This is a genomic window from Haladaptatus sp., assembly GCF_049589095.1.
GTDB lineage: Archaea > Halobacteriota > Halobacteria > Halobacteriales > Haladaptataceae > Haladaptatus.
This window is the reverse complement of record NZ_JBAWAC010000520.1, coordinates 1-16,020: the sequence shown is the minus strand read 5'-3', so window position 1 is coordinate 16,020 and position 16,020 is coordinate 1. Positions and strand designations below refer to the sequence as shown.

General features: G+C 60.1%; 11 protein-coding genes, 1 tRNA gene and 2 pseudogenes. 3 read left to right on the top strand and 11 right to left on the bottom strand.

Features of this window, described 5'->3' with window-relative positions; genetic code table 11:
• Window positions 1-2,144 (bottom strand): DUF6789 family protein (locus tag WBV42_RS16340; protein ID WP_423986961.1); only part of this gene is annotated, 2,144 nt, incomplete at its 3' end.
• Window positions 2,145-2,312: 168 nt separating this feature from the next.
• On the opposite strand from WBV42_RS16340, the gene coxB reads away from it, so the two are divergent.
• On the top strand, window positions 2,313-3,167 hold the full coding sequence (gene coxB, locus WBV42_RS16335; protein WP_423986960.1) for a cytochrome c oxidase subunit II: 855 nt from the start codon (window positions 2,313-2,315) through the stop codon (window positions 3,165-3,167).
• A 60-nt stretch (window positions 3,168-3,227) separates the two neighbouring features.
• Here coxB and WBV42_RS16330 read toward each other — a convergent pair whose 3' ends face one another.
• The 4 genes from WBV42_RS16330 to WBV42_RS16315 form a co-directional block, all read right to left on the bottom strand.
• Window positions 3,228-3,587, bottom strand: coding sequence for a hypothetical protein (locus tag WBV42_RS16330; protein ID WP_423986959.1), 360 nt, complete (start codon window positions 3,585-3,587; stop codon window positions 3,228-3,230).
• 341 nt (window positions 3,588-3,928) lie between these two features.
• Window positions 3,929-5,173 (bottom strand): hypothetical protein, encoded by a 1,245-nt coding sequence (locus WBV42_RS16325; RefSeq protein ID WP_423986958.1) that lies wholly within the window; start codon window positions 5,171-5,173, stop codon window positions 3,929-3,931.
• 260 nt (window positions 5,174-5,433) lie between these two features.
• Window positions 5,434-5,508: transfer RNA gene (locus WBV42_RS16320), tRNA-Thr, on the bottom strand.
• 146 nt (window positions 5,509-5,654) lie between these two features.
• Window positions 5,655-6,635: a class I SAM-dependent methyltransferase gene (locus WBV42_RS16315; RefSeq protein ID WP_423986957.1), complete on the bottom strand. Its 981-nt coding sequence runs from the start codon at window positions 6,633-6,635 to the stop codon at window positions 5,655-5,657.
• Window positions 6,636-6,716: 81 nt separating this feature from the next.
• On the opposite strand from WBV42_RS16315, the gene dph5 reads away from it, so the two are divergent.
• Window positions 6,717-7,517, top strand: a complete 801-nt coding sequence (gene dph5, locus WBV42_RS16310) for a diphthine synthase (RefSeq protein WP_423986956.1) — start codon at window positions 6,717-6,719, stop codon at window positions 7,515-7,517.
• A 138-nt stretch (window positions 7,518-7,655) separates the two neighbouring features.
• Here the strand turns inward: dph5 and WBV42_RS16305 are convergent, their stop codons facing one another.
• The 3 genes and pseudogenes from WBV42_RS16305 to WBV42_RS16295 all read right to left on the bottom strand — a co-directional run bounded on the left by WBV42_RS16305 (window position 7,656) and on the right by WBV42_RS16295 (window position 11,132).
• Window positions 7,656-9,731, bottom strand: a complete 2,076-nt coding sequence (locus WBV42_RS16305; RefSeq protein WP_423986962.1) for a BGTF surface domain-containing protein — start codon at window positions 9,729-9,731, stop codon at window positions 7,656-7,658.
• 69 nt (window positions 9,732-9,800) lie between these two features.
• Window positions 9,801-9,893 (bottom strand): annotated as a pseudogene (locus WBV42_RS16300) (surface glycoprotein); the annotation flags it as partial.
• A 483-nt stretch (window positions 9,894-10,376) separates the two neighbouring features.
• On the bottom strand, window positions 10,377-11,132 hold the full coding sequence (locus WBV42_RS16295; RefSeq protein ID WP_253228045.1) for a VOC family protein: 756 nt from the start codon (window positions 11,130-11,132) through the stop codon (window positions 10,377-10,379).
• A gap of 247 nt (window positions 11,133-11,379) precedes the next feature.
• On the opposite strand from WBV42_RS16295, the gene WBV42_RS16290 reads away from it, so the two are divergent.
• Window positions 11,380-13,635 carry a peptidase M6 gene (locus WBV42_RS16290; protein WP_423986955.1) on the top strand — a complete coding sequence of 752 codons (2,256 nt, stop codon included), beginning with the start codon at window positions 11,380-11,382 and terminating at the stop codon, window positions 13,633-13,635.
• A gap of 76 nt (window positions 13,636-13,711) precedes the next feature.
• Here WBV42_RS16290 and WBV42_RS16285 read toward each other — a convergent pair whose 3' ends face one another.
• The 3 genes and pseudogenes from WBV42_RS16285 to WBV42_RS16275 all read right to left on the bottom strand — a co-directional run.
• Window positions 13,712-14,803, bottom strand: a complete 1,092-nt coding sequence (locus WBV42_RS16285) for a methionine synthase (RefSeq protein ID WP_423986954.1) — start codon at window positions 14,801-14,803, stop codon at window positions 13,712-13,714.
• Window positions 14,800-15,795 carry a 5-methyltetrahydropteroyltriglutamate--homocysteine methyltransferase gene (locus WBV42_RS16280; protein WP_423986953.1) on the bottom strand — a complete coding sequence of 332 codons (996 nt, stop codon included), beginning with the start codon at window positions 15,793-15,795 and terminating at the stop codon, window positions 14,800-14,802. The genes WBV42_RS16285 and WBV42_RS16280 overlap by 4 nt, the downstream gene beginning before the upstream one ends.
• 75 nt (window positions 15,796-15,870) lie before the next feature.
• Window positions 15,871-16,020, bottom strand: a pseudogene (locus WBV42_RS16275) (HemK2/MTQ2 family protein methyltransferase); the annotation flags it as partial.

The window sequence follows — 16,020 nt, the reverse complement described above, 5'->3', positions numbered from 1 at the left end:
GTGTAGAACGCCAAGGCGAACCCGACGGCGATCACCGTCGCGAACGCCAACCCGGTGATGATACGAGGCTCCCCCGGCAGGTACTCGGCCAACACGGCGAACAGGAGCGCCCACGTCGTCATGCCACCGATGAGGAAGAGGAGGTAGCCGACGACCACGCTCTGCTGGCCGACGAACCCGGAGAGGTTGACGAACGACGAGAGGCTGAACACGTTCAGCACCGCCGCCGTGAACAACACGCCGGACATGAGGACCGTCCCGACGAGGCCGCCGATCGCGGCCGCTGCGACGACTCGTGGAAACGAGACACCGAGCGATCTGACGCCCTGGAAGACGTTCGGACTCCCCTCGCTCGGGACCTCCGTGGCGGCCGCTCGGGTCGTCTCCGGTTCGGTCGGTTCGATGCCGTATTTCGCTTCGAGTCGTCGCTCGAACCACTGCCACTCGCGGGTGAACTGGTTGGTTCGTTTCAGCCCCCACACGTCGGCGTCCGTGACGGGTGAGCCGTTCCAGTAGGACCAGAGCATGTTGTAGAGCCACAGCAGAACCGAGAGACCGATGAGGTACGCCCCGATGGTCGAGATGCGTTGGAACGAGGCGAATTCGGGGGGATAGATGGCGTAGCGTCGGGGGAGGTTCAGCAGTCCCAGGATGATCATCGTCCCAAAGGTCACGATCGACCCGACGACGAACAGTAGAGACTGGAACAGCGCGAGTTGCCGGTCGTACATCCGTTCGGTCAGGATCGGGTACCAGTAGTAGCTCGCGGCGATCATCATGAACGGAATGATCCCCATGAGGATCAGATGGAAGTGGCCGACGACGTAGTAGGTGCCGTGGAGAACGATATCGATGGGAATCGCCGCGAGGAACACGCCCGTGACGCCGCCGACGACGAACGTACCGATGCTGCTGATACAGAGCACCATCGGTGCGGTGAGTCGGATTTCCCCGGACCAGATCGTCGTGATCCAGTTGAAGGTCTTGATGGCGCTCGGCACCGCGATAGCGACCGAGACGGCCATGAAGCTCGCGCGGAGACGCGGGTCCATCCCGGTCACGAACATGTGATGTGCCCAGACGCCGAACGACAGGACGCCGATACCCATCGTGGAGTAGACGATGAAGTTGAACCCGAACAGCTTCCGGCCCGCGAACTTCGGGAGGATAAAACTCATCAATCCGGCCGCCGGGAGGAAGATTATGTACACCTCCGGATGGCCGAAGAACCAGAACAGGTTCTGCCACAGCATCGGTCCCCCACCGCCCGCCGCGTAGAACGTCGTCCCGAACACGCGGTCGAGCAGCATCATGATCGCGGCGCTCCCGAGCAGTGGAAACGCGAAGATGATGAGCGCGCTCGTCACGAGCATGTTCCACCCGAAGATGTCGAGCGACCCCATGCCGAGGCCCTCCTCGCGTTCGTAGAAGATGGTGACAATGAAGTTGATGGCACCGAGGGTCGTGGCGATGCCGGAGAGGTGCAGGCCGAGGAGGAGGAAGTTCACCTGCGGGTCCGTGCTCTGTGTCGCGAGCGGCGTGTACAGCGTCCATCCCAGCTCCGGATCGTGAAGCGTCCAGAAGAACTGGTACAGCGGACCGTGAATCCCGAACAGGTCGAGGAACTGGCCGACCACCTGTGAGGGGAGCCCCCCACGGACGAGGAGCAACGAAGGGGGCAACAGCCAGAACCCGATGGCGTTCAGCCGCGGGAACGCCATGTCGTCCGCGCCGATGAGCAACGGGATGAAGTAGTTGGCGATGCCGAAGAAGACCGGCGTGACGAAGAAGAACAGCATCGTCAACCCGTGGGACGTAAACAGCGCGTTGTACGTCTCGGTCGACCAGATACTCGCGTTCGGGGTCAACAGCTCCGTCCGCATCATCATCGCCTCGATGCCGCCCCAGAGCGCCGCGAACGTCCCGAAGACGATGTACAGTTTCCCGATGTCACGGTGATTCGTCGTCGTCGTCCAGTAGGTTATCGAGTTCCAGATCGAACCGAGGTCGAAATCGAACTCGCGCGGGGACGGATATCCGCCGTCCGGTTTCGCCGACCGTTGACGGGCTAAACGAGTGAGCAACCAACATCCGCCGACGAGAAGACCCAAGACGGTGAGTTCGATTAGCGCTCGATTCGTCATCGGGGCCCCTCCCGGTGGCACCCGCTCGTTCCCCTCCCCCCGTGCATACTCCTTCGTGTCATTGTCGACCACAATAAAGACGGGGGGCAATTCGGAGATAATGATGGATGAAAGACAATTCAACGAACGCACGATAGCTATATCCGCACGTCAGTTGACTCGGGAACGATGCGACGCCGTCGCACTGGAGGGGTTCGGTGGGGGACGATAGCATGCCTTCTCCTCATCGCCGGAATCACCGCCGTCGAACCAGCGGCCGCACAGTCCGTAAACAAACGACTCATCGACTCGCTGAACTACCAGCTCGCGTACGTAGCGTTGCCACTGACGCTCTTCGTCGAGCTCATTTTGGTGTATGCGGTCTTTCGGTTTCGAAACAACGACGACCCGCAACCGACCGCGGAAGACAAGCCGCTCGAAATCACGTGGACCATCGCGACTGCCATCATCCTGCTGTTCGTCGGTGTCGCCGCGTTCACCGTGTTGACGAACCCGTACATCACGCCGACACAACCGAGAAGCGCTGGGACTGCCGGTGGCGCGGGCGGTTCGAGTCTGGGAGGCGCGAGCGGAAGCGGTGCGGGAATGGGCGTCGCCGACGCCGCGAATACATCGAATGCGGTGACGGTTCACACCCTCGCCTATCAGTGGGGGTGGCAGTTCCAGTATCCCGGGACGAACGTCACGACGCACGACAACCTCGTCCTGCCCGCCCACACGGACATCTACATTCGGATGACCTCCGCGGACGTGATCCATTCGTTGTTCATTCCCCAATTAGGGGTCAAACAGGACGTGTTCCCCAAGCGAACGACGGTCATCCACACGCGTGTCTACAAAACCGGAACGTATCGCGGCTACTGCACCGAGTTCTGCGGGTCGGGGCACGCCCGAATGCGGACGAAAGTCCGCGTGCTTCCGAAAAAACAGTACCGTCAGTGGCTGCGAAACAAGTCGAAAAAAGCGGCATCGTCGAACGGTTCGTCGACGACGCGGAACGCGTCAGCCAACACGTCCAGGTGACGAGTTCGTCGTCACCGCCTTGTGTCATTTCTCCCACCGTTTTCGGTGTGTTAACTCGATTTAGCTGCTCGATATTTGGACGTTGTTCAGCGTCACACCGATGTTTTTCAGCGTCACGTCGACGTTGCAGATTTCGTACTGGTGTCCGTTGACGGACACGTGGAGGCCATCGATACTCATCGTGGAATCGTCGAGGGTGTAGGTTCGGTGATCGATGGAGACGTCCGGGAATCCCGGTCCGGAGAGATGGGTGTCCGAGACGGTTATCGTGACGTCGCTAATGGTGATGTCCTGCCCACCAAGCTTCGTGACATCGCTGTTCGAGGCGTGTCCGTCGGCGAGTGCGACACCCGCTCCACCGCTGACAAGGAGGACGGCAACCAGTAGGCTTGCGAGGACTCTCTGCGAGGATACTCTCATTGCGGCTTTCCCTTCGTCACCCACGGGAAAAAGTGGCGCAGATCGTTGAAATCGTTCGCATCGATTACGAGCGGTTCATTTTGTATCAACGCCTCTTCAGAAATCCCTGGGGTCGCCTTGTAATTGTTTTTCGGGGGTTCTCACGCGGTCTTTCATCGAGTAAAAACAGGTGGTGATCCGCGTTGGTCGTTGCAATTTCTCGACCGACTGCAAGGTCATCCTACCGAAAAATATGGACTGCCTACGACTCGGGCAGTGACATCGTCCGGCTTGACTCCCCTGGCCGCCGCCCGTCGCGTCGTGCGGATGATCGCTTCGACCGGACCCGTGTTCGACAGCGATTATTCCCGACTCCACAGCGTGGCGTGCGGGGAACCGCCGTCCGTCCGACTCTCCCCGACGATCTGTTCCCGTTCGTTGATACCGTTCGCACGGCTGTAGTCGCCACCGAGCGTGCCGAGGTCACGCATGCCCTCGTCCGGCGACCAGATGAACGCGTGAACGGTTCCATCCGCCGTTTGGCTGTTCCCAACCACCTGCCCACGGTCGTTGACGTCGGTGGCCTCGCTATAGTTTCCACCGAGCGTGCCGAGGTCAGACATGCCCTCGTCCGGCGACCAGACGAACGCGTGAACCGTTCCGTCCGCCGTTTGGCTGTTCCCGACCACCTGTCCGCGGTCATTGATGGCGGTGGCCTCTCCCTCCTGTCCACCGAGGGTACCGAGCGCACGCTCTCCCTCGTCTTCCGACCACATGAACGCATCTCCAGAGACGGGTTCGACGCCGAAACTGGTTCCGACGATTCGACCGTCGGTATCGATATCAGCAGGGACCAAAAAATCGCCGGACGAAGAGCGGGGGGAACGCCACAATCGGTCGGAACAATCGCCGTCGGCCCACAGGACGAACCCTTCCAACGTGACCTCTCCGTAGTAGTGGAAAGTTCCGACGATATCTCCCCGGTCGTTGATAGCGGTGGCAACACTGTTCTGCCCGTCGCTGCTGTAGATATCTCGCATTCCTCCTTCCCTCGACCAACGAATGGCGTGCTCCGGGTATATTTTGGTCCGAGTCCCGGTGTCCCTCTCCCAGATATCGGTCACTCTGCTCGCACCGACGACGTGACAGTGGCCGTTGATGTCGGTGGCCCTGCTGGTCCTGTCGGTGAGGGTGCCCAGGTCTTGCATCCCATCCCGTTCCGACCAGAGGAACGCGTGTGGAACGAGGTCCGCCCGCTGACTGGTCCCGACGACGTATCCACGACGGCTGATGCTCGTCGCGGTGCTCTCAGCACCACCGAGGGTGCCGAGGTCAGTTGCCGAGTACGCTGCAGGCGGTCTCTCCGTCCTCGACGAGGGGTTTCGAGAACTCACGCCGACCACGCTACGATCGGCCCGCCCGTTTTTCAGCCGAGCGAATCCGGACAAACTACTGAGCACTCCGATCCCACCGACGCCGCCGAGAAAACGACGTCGGTCGAACCGTGATCCGGTCCCGTCCGAGGCGGGGACGATAGTCGTTCGTCCATCGCCATCATCCCCGCTGCGGCTTTCGGACTGTTCCGTGTCATCCTTTTCCGAGAACATGGAATGTATTGAGACCATGCGACCCATTCATTCTAACGGCTGATCGGTTACAGAATATGATCCCGTCGATGACTCGCACTGGTTGAATACCACCGCACAGAGGGGAGAGCTTCAGTCGATTTCCACACGTCTCGTGGGAGTGTCCATCGTGTGTTCATGCTGCATACTGGCGACGGTACAATGTCGGCACTACCGGCGCGGAGATGAATGGAGAAACCACGACGAAAAACGTCTTTCGCAACTTTGAGTCGAAAGAGGAGAGCCGGTGGAGGGATTTGAACCCTCGGCCTATTCCTTACGAAGGAATCGCTCTAGCCAGTCTGAGCTACACCGGCACACTCGCGTGCGCTCCCGAGCTCGACCTCATTTCGTTCGGTCGAACACCGGCACGCTCTGCGTCCAACTGCATTACAACGTAGACACCACGGAGTGCATAAGGGTTGCGAAATGGCCGCGGAGCCTTGGATTAATTCATCACGAACTACCGCGTCAACCGCACGTCCAGACAGACGTTGAGCTCGTGGGGAGCGTAGGACCGGACCTCCCGTCGCGTTTCGACCGTCACGTCGTACTCCGGTTCCGCAGCCGACCGAATCGCCTCCTCTCCCGGTCCAAACGGATCGTCCTCGTGCTGGATGTCGTAGTAGTGGATGACACAGTCGTCGCTCGCCAGCGCGACGGCGGTATCGAGGAATTCGTCGGCGCTGTGGGGGAGGTTCATCACGATGCGGTCGGCCCAGTCCTCGTACTCCGTGGCCGTCCCTCGAACGTCGCCGGGAATCGCCGTCACGCGGTCTTCGACCCCGTTCCGGCGTGCGTTCTCTTGGAGGTAGTCGATAGCGACCTCGTTCACGTCCGCGCCGACGACGGTTGCACCGCGCTTTGCGAACGGGATCACGAACGGCCCGACACCGGCGAACATATCGAACGCGTGTTCGTCCTGCGTGACCTGCTCGGTGACACGGTGGCGCTCCGTCGCGAGACGTGGTGAGAAGTACACGCGTGCGACGTCCAAGAGGAACTCACATCCGTACTCACGGTGGACGGTTTCGGTGCCGTTTCCGGCCAGTACGTCCCAGTCGCGGACGCGGGTCTCGCCTTTCACTTTCGACGCGCGATTGAGCACCGTCTCGACCGGCAATGCCGACGCGATGATGGCGTCCGCGATTCCCCCCGCCAGTTCCGAGTCGTCCTCGTCGATGAGGACGATGTCCCCGAGTCGCTCGTAACTCGGTTCGAAGCCGAGGATGTCGGCGGGCATCCGCTGTGTCGTGCGGGTCGGGAGATCGTGGGAGACGAGTTCGAACCCGGATGGAACGGCGTCGGGGTCGGTGACGGGAATGTAGAGCCAGCCGTCTTCGACCACGATTTCCACCTCGTCCACCACCAAATCCGACTCCGCGAGTTCGCGGCGCGCCGCTTCCCCCTGTTCCCGTTCGACGCGCACGCAAGGTACTTCCATACGTCTCCTTGCCGGAAGCGGGCGTTAACGCTGACGCTTCGGGTCGCATCCCTTAAACGTGCATCTTTCCAAACCCTCCTCATGCTCACTTTCATCGGTCTTGGCCTGTACGACGAGCGCTCGATAACCGTCGAGGGCCGCGAAGCGATCGCCGACGCGGACGAAGTTTTCGCCGAATTCTACACCAGCAAACTCATCGGGGCAGACGTCGCCGACCTCGAAGCGTTTCACGAGACGGACATCGAAGTTCGTGACCGCCCGGGTGTCGAACAGGATCCCGAGGATATCCTCGACGCCGCCGAATCCGGACACGCCGCCTTTCTCACCGCCGGTGACACCATGATTTCGACGACCCACGTGGACCTCCGTTTGCGTGCCGAAGACCGCGGTATCGACACCCGCGTCATCCACGCGCCGACTGCGGAATCCGCGGCCAGCGGTCTCACCGGTCTCCAGAATTATCGGTTCGGCAAAGCGACCACGCTCCCGTTCGAGTACGCCCACGGCGCGGATGGACTCCCGGCGAGCGTGACCGACGTGCTCGACGACAACCGAGTACGGGGGCTCCATACGCTCGTCTACCTCGACATCAAAGTCGGTTGGAATCCGCGAAAGGAGTCGGTGACCGAAGACGAGTATATGACGGGAAGCCACGCGGCCGAGTTGCTCGCCGATGGCTACGACGACGTGCTCGCCGTCGTCGTCGCGCGTGCCGGAAGCCCCGACCCGCTCGTCGAAGCCGATCGACTATCAGTACTCGCGGAGCGCGATTTTGGCGACCCGCTCCACCTGCTCGTCGTTCCTGGAGATCTCCATCACATCGAGGCGGACGCCCTCGCATCGCTCGCGGACGCACCGAGCGAACTGCTCGACGTCGTGTGAATCGATACGTACGCTGTAAAACCAGCGGACGACTTCTTCTCGATTATTTTGACCCGTTCAGTAAGGCTGTCGCTGAGGGGTCGAGTACGCGAAAAATGAATTAGTTTTCGTTAGTCGAAATCAGACGCGATGTCCGATTTAGTTCTCTCGGCGGAGCGCGAGGAGCGCAGCGGCGAGGAGTGCAACGACGGAGACTGCGACGCCGAAACCAGGCTGACCGTCATCGTTCGACGAGGTCGAGGTCGAGGTCGAGGACGTCGTCGTCGTCTCGGACGAGGACGTCGTGGACGTCGTCGTGTCCGTCGAAGACGTCGTGGTCGTGTCCGTCGAGGACGTCGTCGTGGTCGTCGAGGACGTCGTCGTGGTCGTGGTCGTCGTGTCGTTCATGTCCGCGTTCACGACACCACCGATCTTGGTGTTGTCTTCATCATCGCTGACGTAGACGGAGAACTCCGTGCCGTTGTCGACGTCATCGCGGTCGAAGTTGTACTTCGCCGAGAACGTACCGTCGTCGCTGACGGTCACATCTTGTGGGATGTAGAAGATGTTGCTGTCGGCAACGACGCTGAGTTCCGTACCCGGTGCGAGGTTCGTCTTACCGGAGACGGTGGAGTTGCCCTTCGGAGCCTGGAAGTCTTCGCCGCCGTTCAGCGAGGTGTCCTGCTCTTCGTACGTGAAGGTGGTGGAGACGGACTGGTCTTCACCGTCGTTGAGCGCGTAGCTCTTCTTGACGGTGAACGTCGCTTTCCAGTCGCCGTAGCCATCTGCGCCGTCCACGTTCTGGAGCTCGTTTGCGTCCATGACGACGTAGAAGGTACCGTTCACTCCGTCAGTGATGATGTCGTATTTGCCCGATGGGACGGTGTCTGCATTCGTGTTCTTTTCGACGTTGTCGCCGGTCTCGACAATCTTCAGCGACATGTCGCTTCGGCTCTTGATATCCTGCAGCTCGTTCGCGCCGTAGATACCGGTTGCGTCGACCTTGAGGATAATGTTGTCTTCACCTGCGACGGTACTACGCTGCGTGATGCTGTCCGTAACGTCTGCAACGTTATCATGCGAGCTCACACTTTCCGGCTGAATCCACGTGCTGATGGAGTCAGTCGAGCGTGGGCTGATACGGAGCTGGGTCTTGTCCGACGGGCTATCGGCGATATCGTAGCCACCGTTGTCGGACTGGGCCTTAAAGCCAATCGTGCTGACTGCGAGGTCGTAGCTACCGTTGACGAGTGGGTCGGAGCTGAGCTGTTCGTCGGTCTGGCTCTCGATGCTCGTTCCCTCTCCTGCGCTCACGTAGCTCGTGCTCTTGTTCGTCTCGAACGTGTTGAGGTGGAGAACGACCTGACCGTCATCGTCGGTGTCAGTGGCTTCGACGTTCGCTTGGAAGTTCGAGTCAGCGAACGTACCGATCTGGACGTACGCCGTGTCAGTGTTTTCGAGGTTGACCGTGATGTTGGCGATGTCGCCACGCGGGGTGGCTGGCATGTCAACGAAGGTTGCTTTCTCGTCGCCAGCTTCCGTGACCGTGAGGTCGGTGGAAGCGGTGATCCCCGTTTTGATATCCGTCACTTCGACGGTGTAGGAACCAGCATCAGCTTCGTCGAACGAGACATCAACGCTACCGTCGCTGCCGATGTCGTCGTTCAGCGTCTGAACTTCGTTGTCGTTGCTGTCGTACAGCGTCGCCTTGATCTCGCGGCCGCTCTGGTATGCAGAGGCGGTCGCGATGACGTTTTCCGCGGTTGTAACGTTGTCAGCGCTAACCTCGAAGCCGAGGTCATCGAGGCTGACTTCGGTTGCGGAGTTACCACCGATGGTGAAGTTGTAGCTGGAGCCCGTGTCCAGACCTTCGGTGTCGAAGACGGCAACTTTGCTGTCGGCACCCGTGCCGAGGCGGCGGGTGTTGAAGTCGGAGTTACCGGAGGAGACCTGGTAGCTCTGGCCGTTCAAATCTACCAGAACTGCGATTTTCTCGCCAGCGTATGCGTTGAGCGACGACGTGGCGTTGTCAACAGTTGCCGAGGTCGTCGTGACGGAGAAATTCTCACCGTCGATGTTGAGCGTTGCTTCACCGCTCAGATCCTGTCCGACATCGAGGGTAACGTTCTGGTCGCCCGATTTGCCGGAATCAGTGGGGGTCGCAACTTGTTTTCCAGTGCGGTCGTAGACTGTGTAGCTGTGGGATCCAGTTTGGCCCAAAACTACTTCGATCATGTGGTTCCCAGAGCTGTCGGTGTATTCAACAGGCCCTTGAGTGATGTCAGTGCCACTAGCAGCACCTGCCGTGCCTGCGAATGCCATGGTGCCGGCGAAGACCGACAGCACGAGCATCGCGGTCAGGGCGAGGCTGCGAACCTTTGAGTTATTTCCTGTCATGCTTTCTCGTTGATTGTTTCTTTGTCGGCGACAGTTCTTTTCCCACGACCGTATCGACATTTCGTCCAACCCGAACCGGTTCGGGAGGAAGTGGTACTCCATCTGCCACCATGGGTAGGAGTACAGGAAGAAAGTTATTCTCTTATTATAAATGCTTTGTGGTCTGGTAATCTACCGTTATCCACTCAAACGCAAGAATTCAGGCAATAGCGGCGCCAATGGGGACCCCATATAATGGTAATAGATGAGACCAATCGGATGTCCAGGAGCGAACCCGCAATAGTACAAGGAGTCATTAAGTCGGAGATTCACCATTCCAGTCTTTAAGTAGGAGATGATGTTTGTATCGAAAGGAATACATGATTTATGGACGATTATAAAAGAAATAGATGACTGAGATACATCTGATAATTACGAACAAATGATACAGTTCTCCGTGAATATTGCCCGATATTGCGGAAAAAGAAACGTCCGTATTCGCGCTCAGTTCTCGATGAGTTCGATCTCGTGTCCGTCCTGATCCTTGGTGAACGCGTACCTGTCGTCGCACGATTCCGGGTCGCGGTAGTCCTCGGCCTCGCGCTCCATTAGGGTATCCCAGTCGTCGCGCAGGTCGTCCACGCGCACTGCGAAGTGACCCCACGCGTCGCCCAGTTCGTAGGAACGCCCATCGTAGTTGTACGTCAGTTCCACCGCCATCGCCTCCTCGGCGGCGTCTTCGGGCTTCATGAAGTAGTTGGCGAACGTGTCCGACTCCCATCGCCCTGTGTGCACGTATTCGAACTTGCGCGTCCAGAACCCGAGCGCGTCGTCGGCATCTTCGACGCGGATCATGGTGTGGTCGATGCTCCAGCGCGCACCGTGGTCGCGCTGAACGATTTCGATCTCGTGTCCGTCGGGGTCCTTGACGAACGCGTATCGACCACCACAGGAATCGGGGTCGCGGTAGTCCTCCACACCGGCGTCCATCAGTTCCTCGTAGGCGTCGTACACGTCCTCGACGCGGACCGCGATGTGACCCCATGCGTCGCCCATCTCGTAGGAACGGTCGTCGTGGTTGTACGTCAGTTCGAGCGTCGCCCCGTCCTCGTGTACGTCTTCGGGACCGAGGTGGACGTTCGTGAACGTATCCGCCTCCCACCGGCTTTTCTCCTCGTATCCGAGGTGCGTCTGGTACCAGTCGAGCGATTCGTCCAAATCCTCTACACGCATCATTACGTGGTCGAATGTCCCGCTCATACGTTCGAAACCATCCTCTCCGAAGCGAAAAGGGTACCGTTCGCGGAAACGCGAACGTGAAAACGACCGCGCGACAGTCGCTCCACGCCCCCTGCTCGTCTCGCAGCCACGGTGTTCCGGGGCACTCGGAATCGAAACCCGAGATACGCCGGTGCCAAAAGCCATCTGTATTTAGTATATAATGTGATTAAATAATTCAATAATTTTTGCAAATAATTATGTAGATAGCGTTAACAGTACACGTCGGATGAAAATAAAAGCGGTGGCGTTGAGTTTATTAGTCGTACTGTCCACGTCGGCTCTCTGGGCTGGCGGTACTGTAGCAACAAACCCGAACACGAGTGACGACCTTCGTCCGACCGTCCTCGACCCGAAGCACCCCGTGAACAACTCCTCGGACGGCGTCGAATATCGGAAGGGCGAACCCTCACAGGAGTCGCTCGACAAGCCGATAGATTTCGATACCGCTCCCGATAGGTTCACGACGACGGATAGAGAGCGGGCCGGGACGGCATCCATCCTCGCGGATACGGACTCGTCCATCATCATGGACCCGTCCGACGACGCGACCGACCCGGACGGCATCGGAACGACCAAGCAGTACCTCGGCTCCGACAACGATAGCTACTACTTCAAGAACTTCACCCTCCTCTCCGTCGGTGACAACGTCGAAGTGTGGGTCGCCCGCGACATGACGTGGCCGGAAAACGACTCGCGTACCGACCCGACGGTCTCGGAACAGCAGGCCGAAGCGCTTCGCACGGCGTTCGACGAGAACATCTACGACACCGAAGCCGACGTGTTCGGCAAACCCGACGCCCGTAACGGGACGGACAGCCTTCTGGAGGAACTCGGTGCAGTCCCCGACGACTACTATCACACCGAGAACGGGTCCGGCAAGACCGTCCTGCTGGTGGACAACATCCGGGACGAGAACTACTACAACTCGTCGTACCCCATCTACACGGCTGGATTTTACTCGCCCCAGATTCAGCAGTACACCGACCGCAACGTCGTCACGCTCGATGCAGCGGGATGGCAGGAAGTCAACGAGACCAACGACGAGGTCGGCTCCGAGGGAACGCTCGCACACGAGTACCAGCACCTCATCCACAACGACCTCGACAGTGACGAGACGACGTGGGTGAACGAAGGCATGTCCGATTACGCCGAAACCGTCACCGGCTACGGCATCGCCCAAGAGCACATCGACGCCTACGAGGAACTGCCGTCGAACTCCCTCACCAACTGGGAGGATCAAGGGGCCATCAACGTCCTCTCGGACTACGGCATCGCGCTCAGCTTCCAGATGTACCTGAGCGACAGGTACGGAACCGACTTCATCAGCAACCTCGCACACGATACGAAGAACGGAATCGAGGGCGTCGAGGAAACTCTGAACGAGACCGGTGCGAACACCGACTTCTACCACCTCTATCAGGACTTCTCGACCGCGGCGGTGCTCGACTCGTCCGACCACCACGTCCGGGACGAGTACGACATCGACGGCCTCGATTTGAACCTCAACACGTCGAACGACGTCGGTACCGCTGGCGCGTGGGGAACCAACTACAAGGAGGTCGACACGTCCGACAAAGGGCCGATAACGGGCGTGGAGCTATCGGGAACGGACTACATCGGAACCCAGTGGCAGACTGCGACTGACCCCGTCGACGGTGAGGGGAAGGTACTGTACTCCGGGTCCGGAACCCTGCTCGACCGGTACGCCATCATGGATGCCGACCTCTCGAACGGATCGACGCTGTCGTTCGAGACGAACTACGACATCGAGAAGAACTGGGACTACGGCTTCGTGCAGGTCTCGACGGACGGCGGGGAGACGTGGGAGAGTCTGGAATCCAACCGGACGGACGACTCCCCGAACCCGGATGCCCACCCGACGGTCAAGGAGAACGTACCGGGATACACCGGTACGACCAACGGAACCTGGGTCAACCAGTCGTTCGACCTCTCGAAATACGAGGGCGAGGGTGACGTTCTCGTCGCCTTCCGCTACGTGACCGACTGGGCGATCACCCATCCCGGCATGTACGTCCGGAACGTCGAAGTCGGCGGCGAGCACGTCGCCACGGACTCGACGGACTCGTTCGAGAGTCTCCGCGAGGCGACGGGTGACAAGGTCGAGTACCAGTTCACCTTCATCGGCATCAAGAAGAACGGCCGTGCGAAGGTCAAACAACTCGACATGCGGACCTTCGACGACGGCGAGAAACAGGAACTCGAACACTTCCTCCACAACGGTAACTTCGAGAAAGTCATCGCGGCTTCGACGTGGGCGGCCCATCCGGGTGAGGGCGGCCGCGTTCCGGTCAGCGTCAAGTTCGAATACGCGCGCGATGGACACGGTCACCACGGCGGCCATGGACACGGCGGACACCATGGCGGTCACGGACACCACGGTCATGGTGGTCATCACGGCCACCACGGCGGTTACGGTGGTCATGGAGGTAACCACGGCGGCCACGGCCACTACGGCAGGTAACGGAGCGAAGACGCGTCGCTCGAACTTTTTTGGTCGAAAAATAGATGGAGACTCGCCTTCAGGACGCCGTCGAGCGTCAGTCGTCGGCGCTGACCGCTTCGCCGCCGATGTCGATCTCACCGGCATCGAGTTCCGCTTCGACTTCGCGCGCGGCTTGCACCATGTTGGCCATCTTGCCGTACGCCACGTCGCGCGGGAGCAATTTCAGACCGCAGTCGGGACTGACGGTCAGTTGCTCGGGCGGGACGATTTCGAGTCCCTTCCGGATGTTCGCCTTGATCTCCTCGACGCTCTCGACTTCGGCGGTGTGGGCGTCGGTGACACCGAGCGCGAGGTTCGCGGTGAATTCGGGGTCGCGGAACACGTCCAACTGCTCGAAGTCGCCGTTGGCGAGTTCGAGGTCGAACTCGTCCACCGGGAACTCCAGAATTTCGGGATAGATACGCGAGTAGTCGCCGTAGCAGACGTGCAGACCGAGGTAGACGTCGTCCGGGATGCCGTCCGCGATGCGCTCCAGACAGCCACCGACGATGGCGTGGTCGTCCGGCGTCGTCGCCAGCGCCGGTTCGTCGATCTGGATGTAGCGTGCGCCCGCTTCGACCAGTTTCTCGATCTCCTCGTTCACCAGGTCAGCGAGGTCGTAGGCCAGCGACTCCTCGTCGTCGTAGGCCTCGTTGAAACTCCAACTCGCCAGCGTGTACGGACCGGTGATGGGCACCTTCACGGGACGCTCGGCCACCTCGCTGGTGAACTCGTACTCGTCCACGAGCCACGTCTCGTCGTACTCGACGTCCGTGACGACGCTCGGTTTGTCGAAGTAGTTGTGTCCCCACACCTTCACCGGGCCGTTGAACTCGTAGCCCGAAATGCGGTGGGCGAAGTACTCGACCATCTCGTTGCGCCGCATCTCGCCGTCCACTACGACGTCCAGTCCGGCGCGCTCGTGTTCGTCCGTGATGAGGCGGGAGGCGTCGTCTTTCGCCTCCTGCCACGCCTTCCCGTCGAAGTCCGCGTCGGGGTCGTTGTAGAGTTCGCGCGAGCGGTCCACCCACTTCGGCTTGGGATAGCTTCCGACGATGGTCGTCAGGATGAAGTGGTCGTTGTCGTGGTCCTCCGGACGGAACTGGTTTCGTGCGTCGTTCGAACCGGAAGCAGATTCGTCACTCATGCTTCCACCTCCTCCAACCGCGCGGCTTCACCGAGCGCGGCCAGTTTCTCCTCGAACTTGTTGTACGGCAGGTAGAACGGCTCCGTGTTCGTGGTGAGATATACTTTCTCGAACTCGTTGACCGGCGTATTCTCCTCGAACCAATCGACCCGTTCGGCGACCGTCTCGGGCGATTCGACCAGCGTGTTCTGCCCGTCGACCAGTCCGAGCGACACCGAATCCGTCGTCCCGAACTCGTTGATGTTGGAGAGACAGCCGTCGTGGTCGGTGACGAGGTCGTAGCCGAGTGCGTCGATGTCGGCGTCGAGGACGTGTGCGTGGACCTTCTCGGTGAGCGACCCGAAGTACGGTTGCACCACCACGTCGGCGTCCGTCGCGCTCGCGACGACGTTGATTGCCTCGCTTGCGCGGGCGTCCTCGCCGTCCGCGGGCGGGTTCTCCACGAGCGACGGTTCGAGGAGGAACAGCGTCTCGACGCTTGGGAACGCCTCGACTTCCCCGGCGAGGAACTCCGCGACCGCGGCGAGGAACTCCTCGTCGTCACCGTAGTAGTCGTCGGTGGCGAGGTCGGCGAGCGAGTACGGTCCGGGGAGGACGGCCTGCACGTCGTCAGCGAGTTCGGCGGTCGATTCCAGTTCGTTCGCCACGTCGCCGTCGAACGTGAGTTCGTCCACGACCACGGGGTCACGGTAGAAGTTGTTGTTGTCGTAGTAGCGCACGATTCCGCCGGTTTCGACCGAATCGTGTACCGTCAGCGGATGGGCCAGCATGTCGTCCCAGCGCAGTTGGCCCTCCACGACTCGGTCGAGTCCGGCGTCCTGTTGCACCGCGACGACTTCCTTCCGTGCGTCGTCGTACACCGCGGTCAGTTCCGACCCTTCGTCGCCCGAGATGAGGTCGTGTTTCTGGTGGCCCTTCAGATCGGAGAGATCGTCCTTCGCCCAATCGGGGAGCGGAAACAGCCCCGTGGATGTGGCGATTCGTTCAGTCATGTACTCCGGGGTTAGTTATGCTGGTGTTTAATATTTTCCGTTCCTGAAAATGTTTCGCAGTAATGTCAGCGACGATCAGCGGACGAGTTTCAGGATCGTCAGCGTCTCGAACGGGAACGACTCGTCGCGGAGCGCGACGGCACTGAAATCGTTCTCGCCCGCCCGCGAGACGACCTCCTCCACGCCCGAGAGACTACTGACGAGAAGGTACACCCGGCCGTCGGG

What these genes read in the sequence shown, in the direction of transcription:
- coxB (WP_423986960.1), top strand. Translation starts at nt 2,313, where the DNA reads ATGCGACGCCGTCGCACTGGAGGGGTTCGGTGGGGGACGATAGCATGC.
- WBV42_RS16330 (WP_423986959.1), bottom strand. Translation starts at nt 3,587, where the DNA reads ATGAGAGTATCCTCGCAGAGAGTCCTCGCAAGCCTACTGGTTGCCGTC.
- WBV42_RS16325 (WP_423986958.1), bottom strand. Translation starts at nt 5,173, where the DNA reads ATGTTCTCGGAAAAGGATGACACGGAACAGTCCGAAAGCCGCAGCGGG.
- WBV42_RS16315 (WP_423986957.1), bottom strand. Translation starts at nt 6,635, where the DNA reads ATGGAAGTACCTTGCGTGCGCGTCGAACGGGAACAGGGGGAAGCGGCG.
- dph5 (WP_423986956.1), top strand. Translation starts at nt 6,717, where the DNA reads ATGCTCACTTTCATCGGTCTTGGCCTGTACGACGAGCGCTCGATAACC.
- WBV42_RS16305 (WP_423986962.1), bottom strand. Translation starts at nt 9,731, where the DNA reads ATGATCGAAGTAGTTTTGGGCCAAACTGGATCCCACAGCTACACAGTC.
- WBV42_RS16295 (WP_253228045.1), bottom strand. Translation starts at nt 11,132, where the DNA reads ATGAGCGGGACATTCGACCACGTAATGATGCGTGTAGAGGATTTGGAC.
- WBV42_RS16290 (WP_423986955.1), top strand. Translation starts at nt 11,380, where the DNA reads ATGAAAATAAAAGCGGTGGCGTTGAGTTTATTAGTCGTACTGTCCACG.
- WBV42_RS16285 (WP_423986954.1), bottom strand. Translation starts at nt 14,803, where the DNA reads ATGAGTGACGAATCTGCTTCCGGTTCGAACGACGCACGAAACCAGTTC.
- WBV42_RS16280 (WP_423986953.1), bottom strand. Translation starts at nt 15,795, where the DNA reads ATGACTGAACGAATCGCCACATCCACGGGGCTGTTTCCGCTCCCCGAT.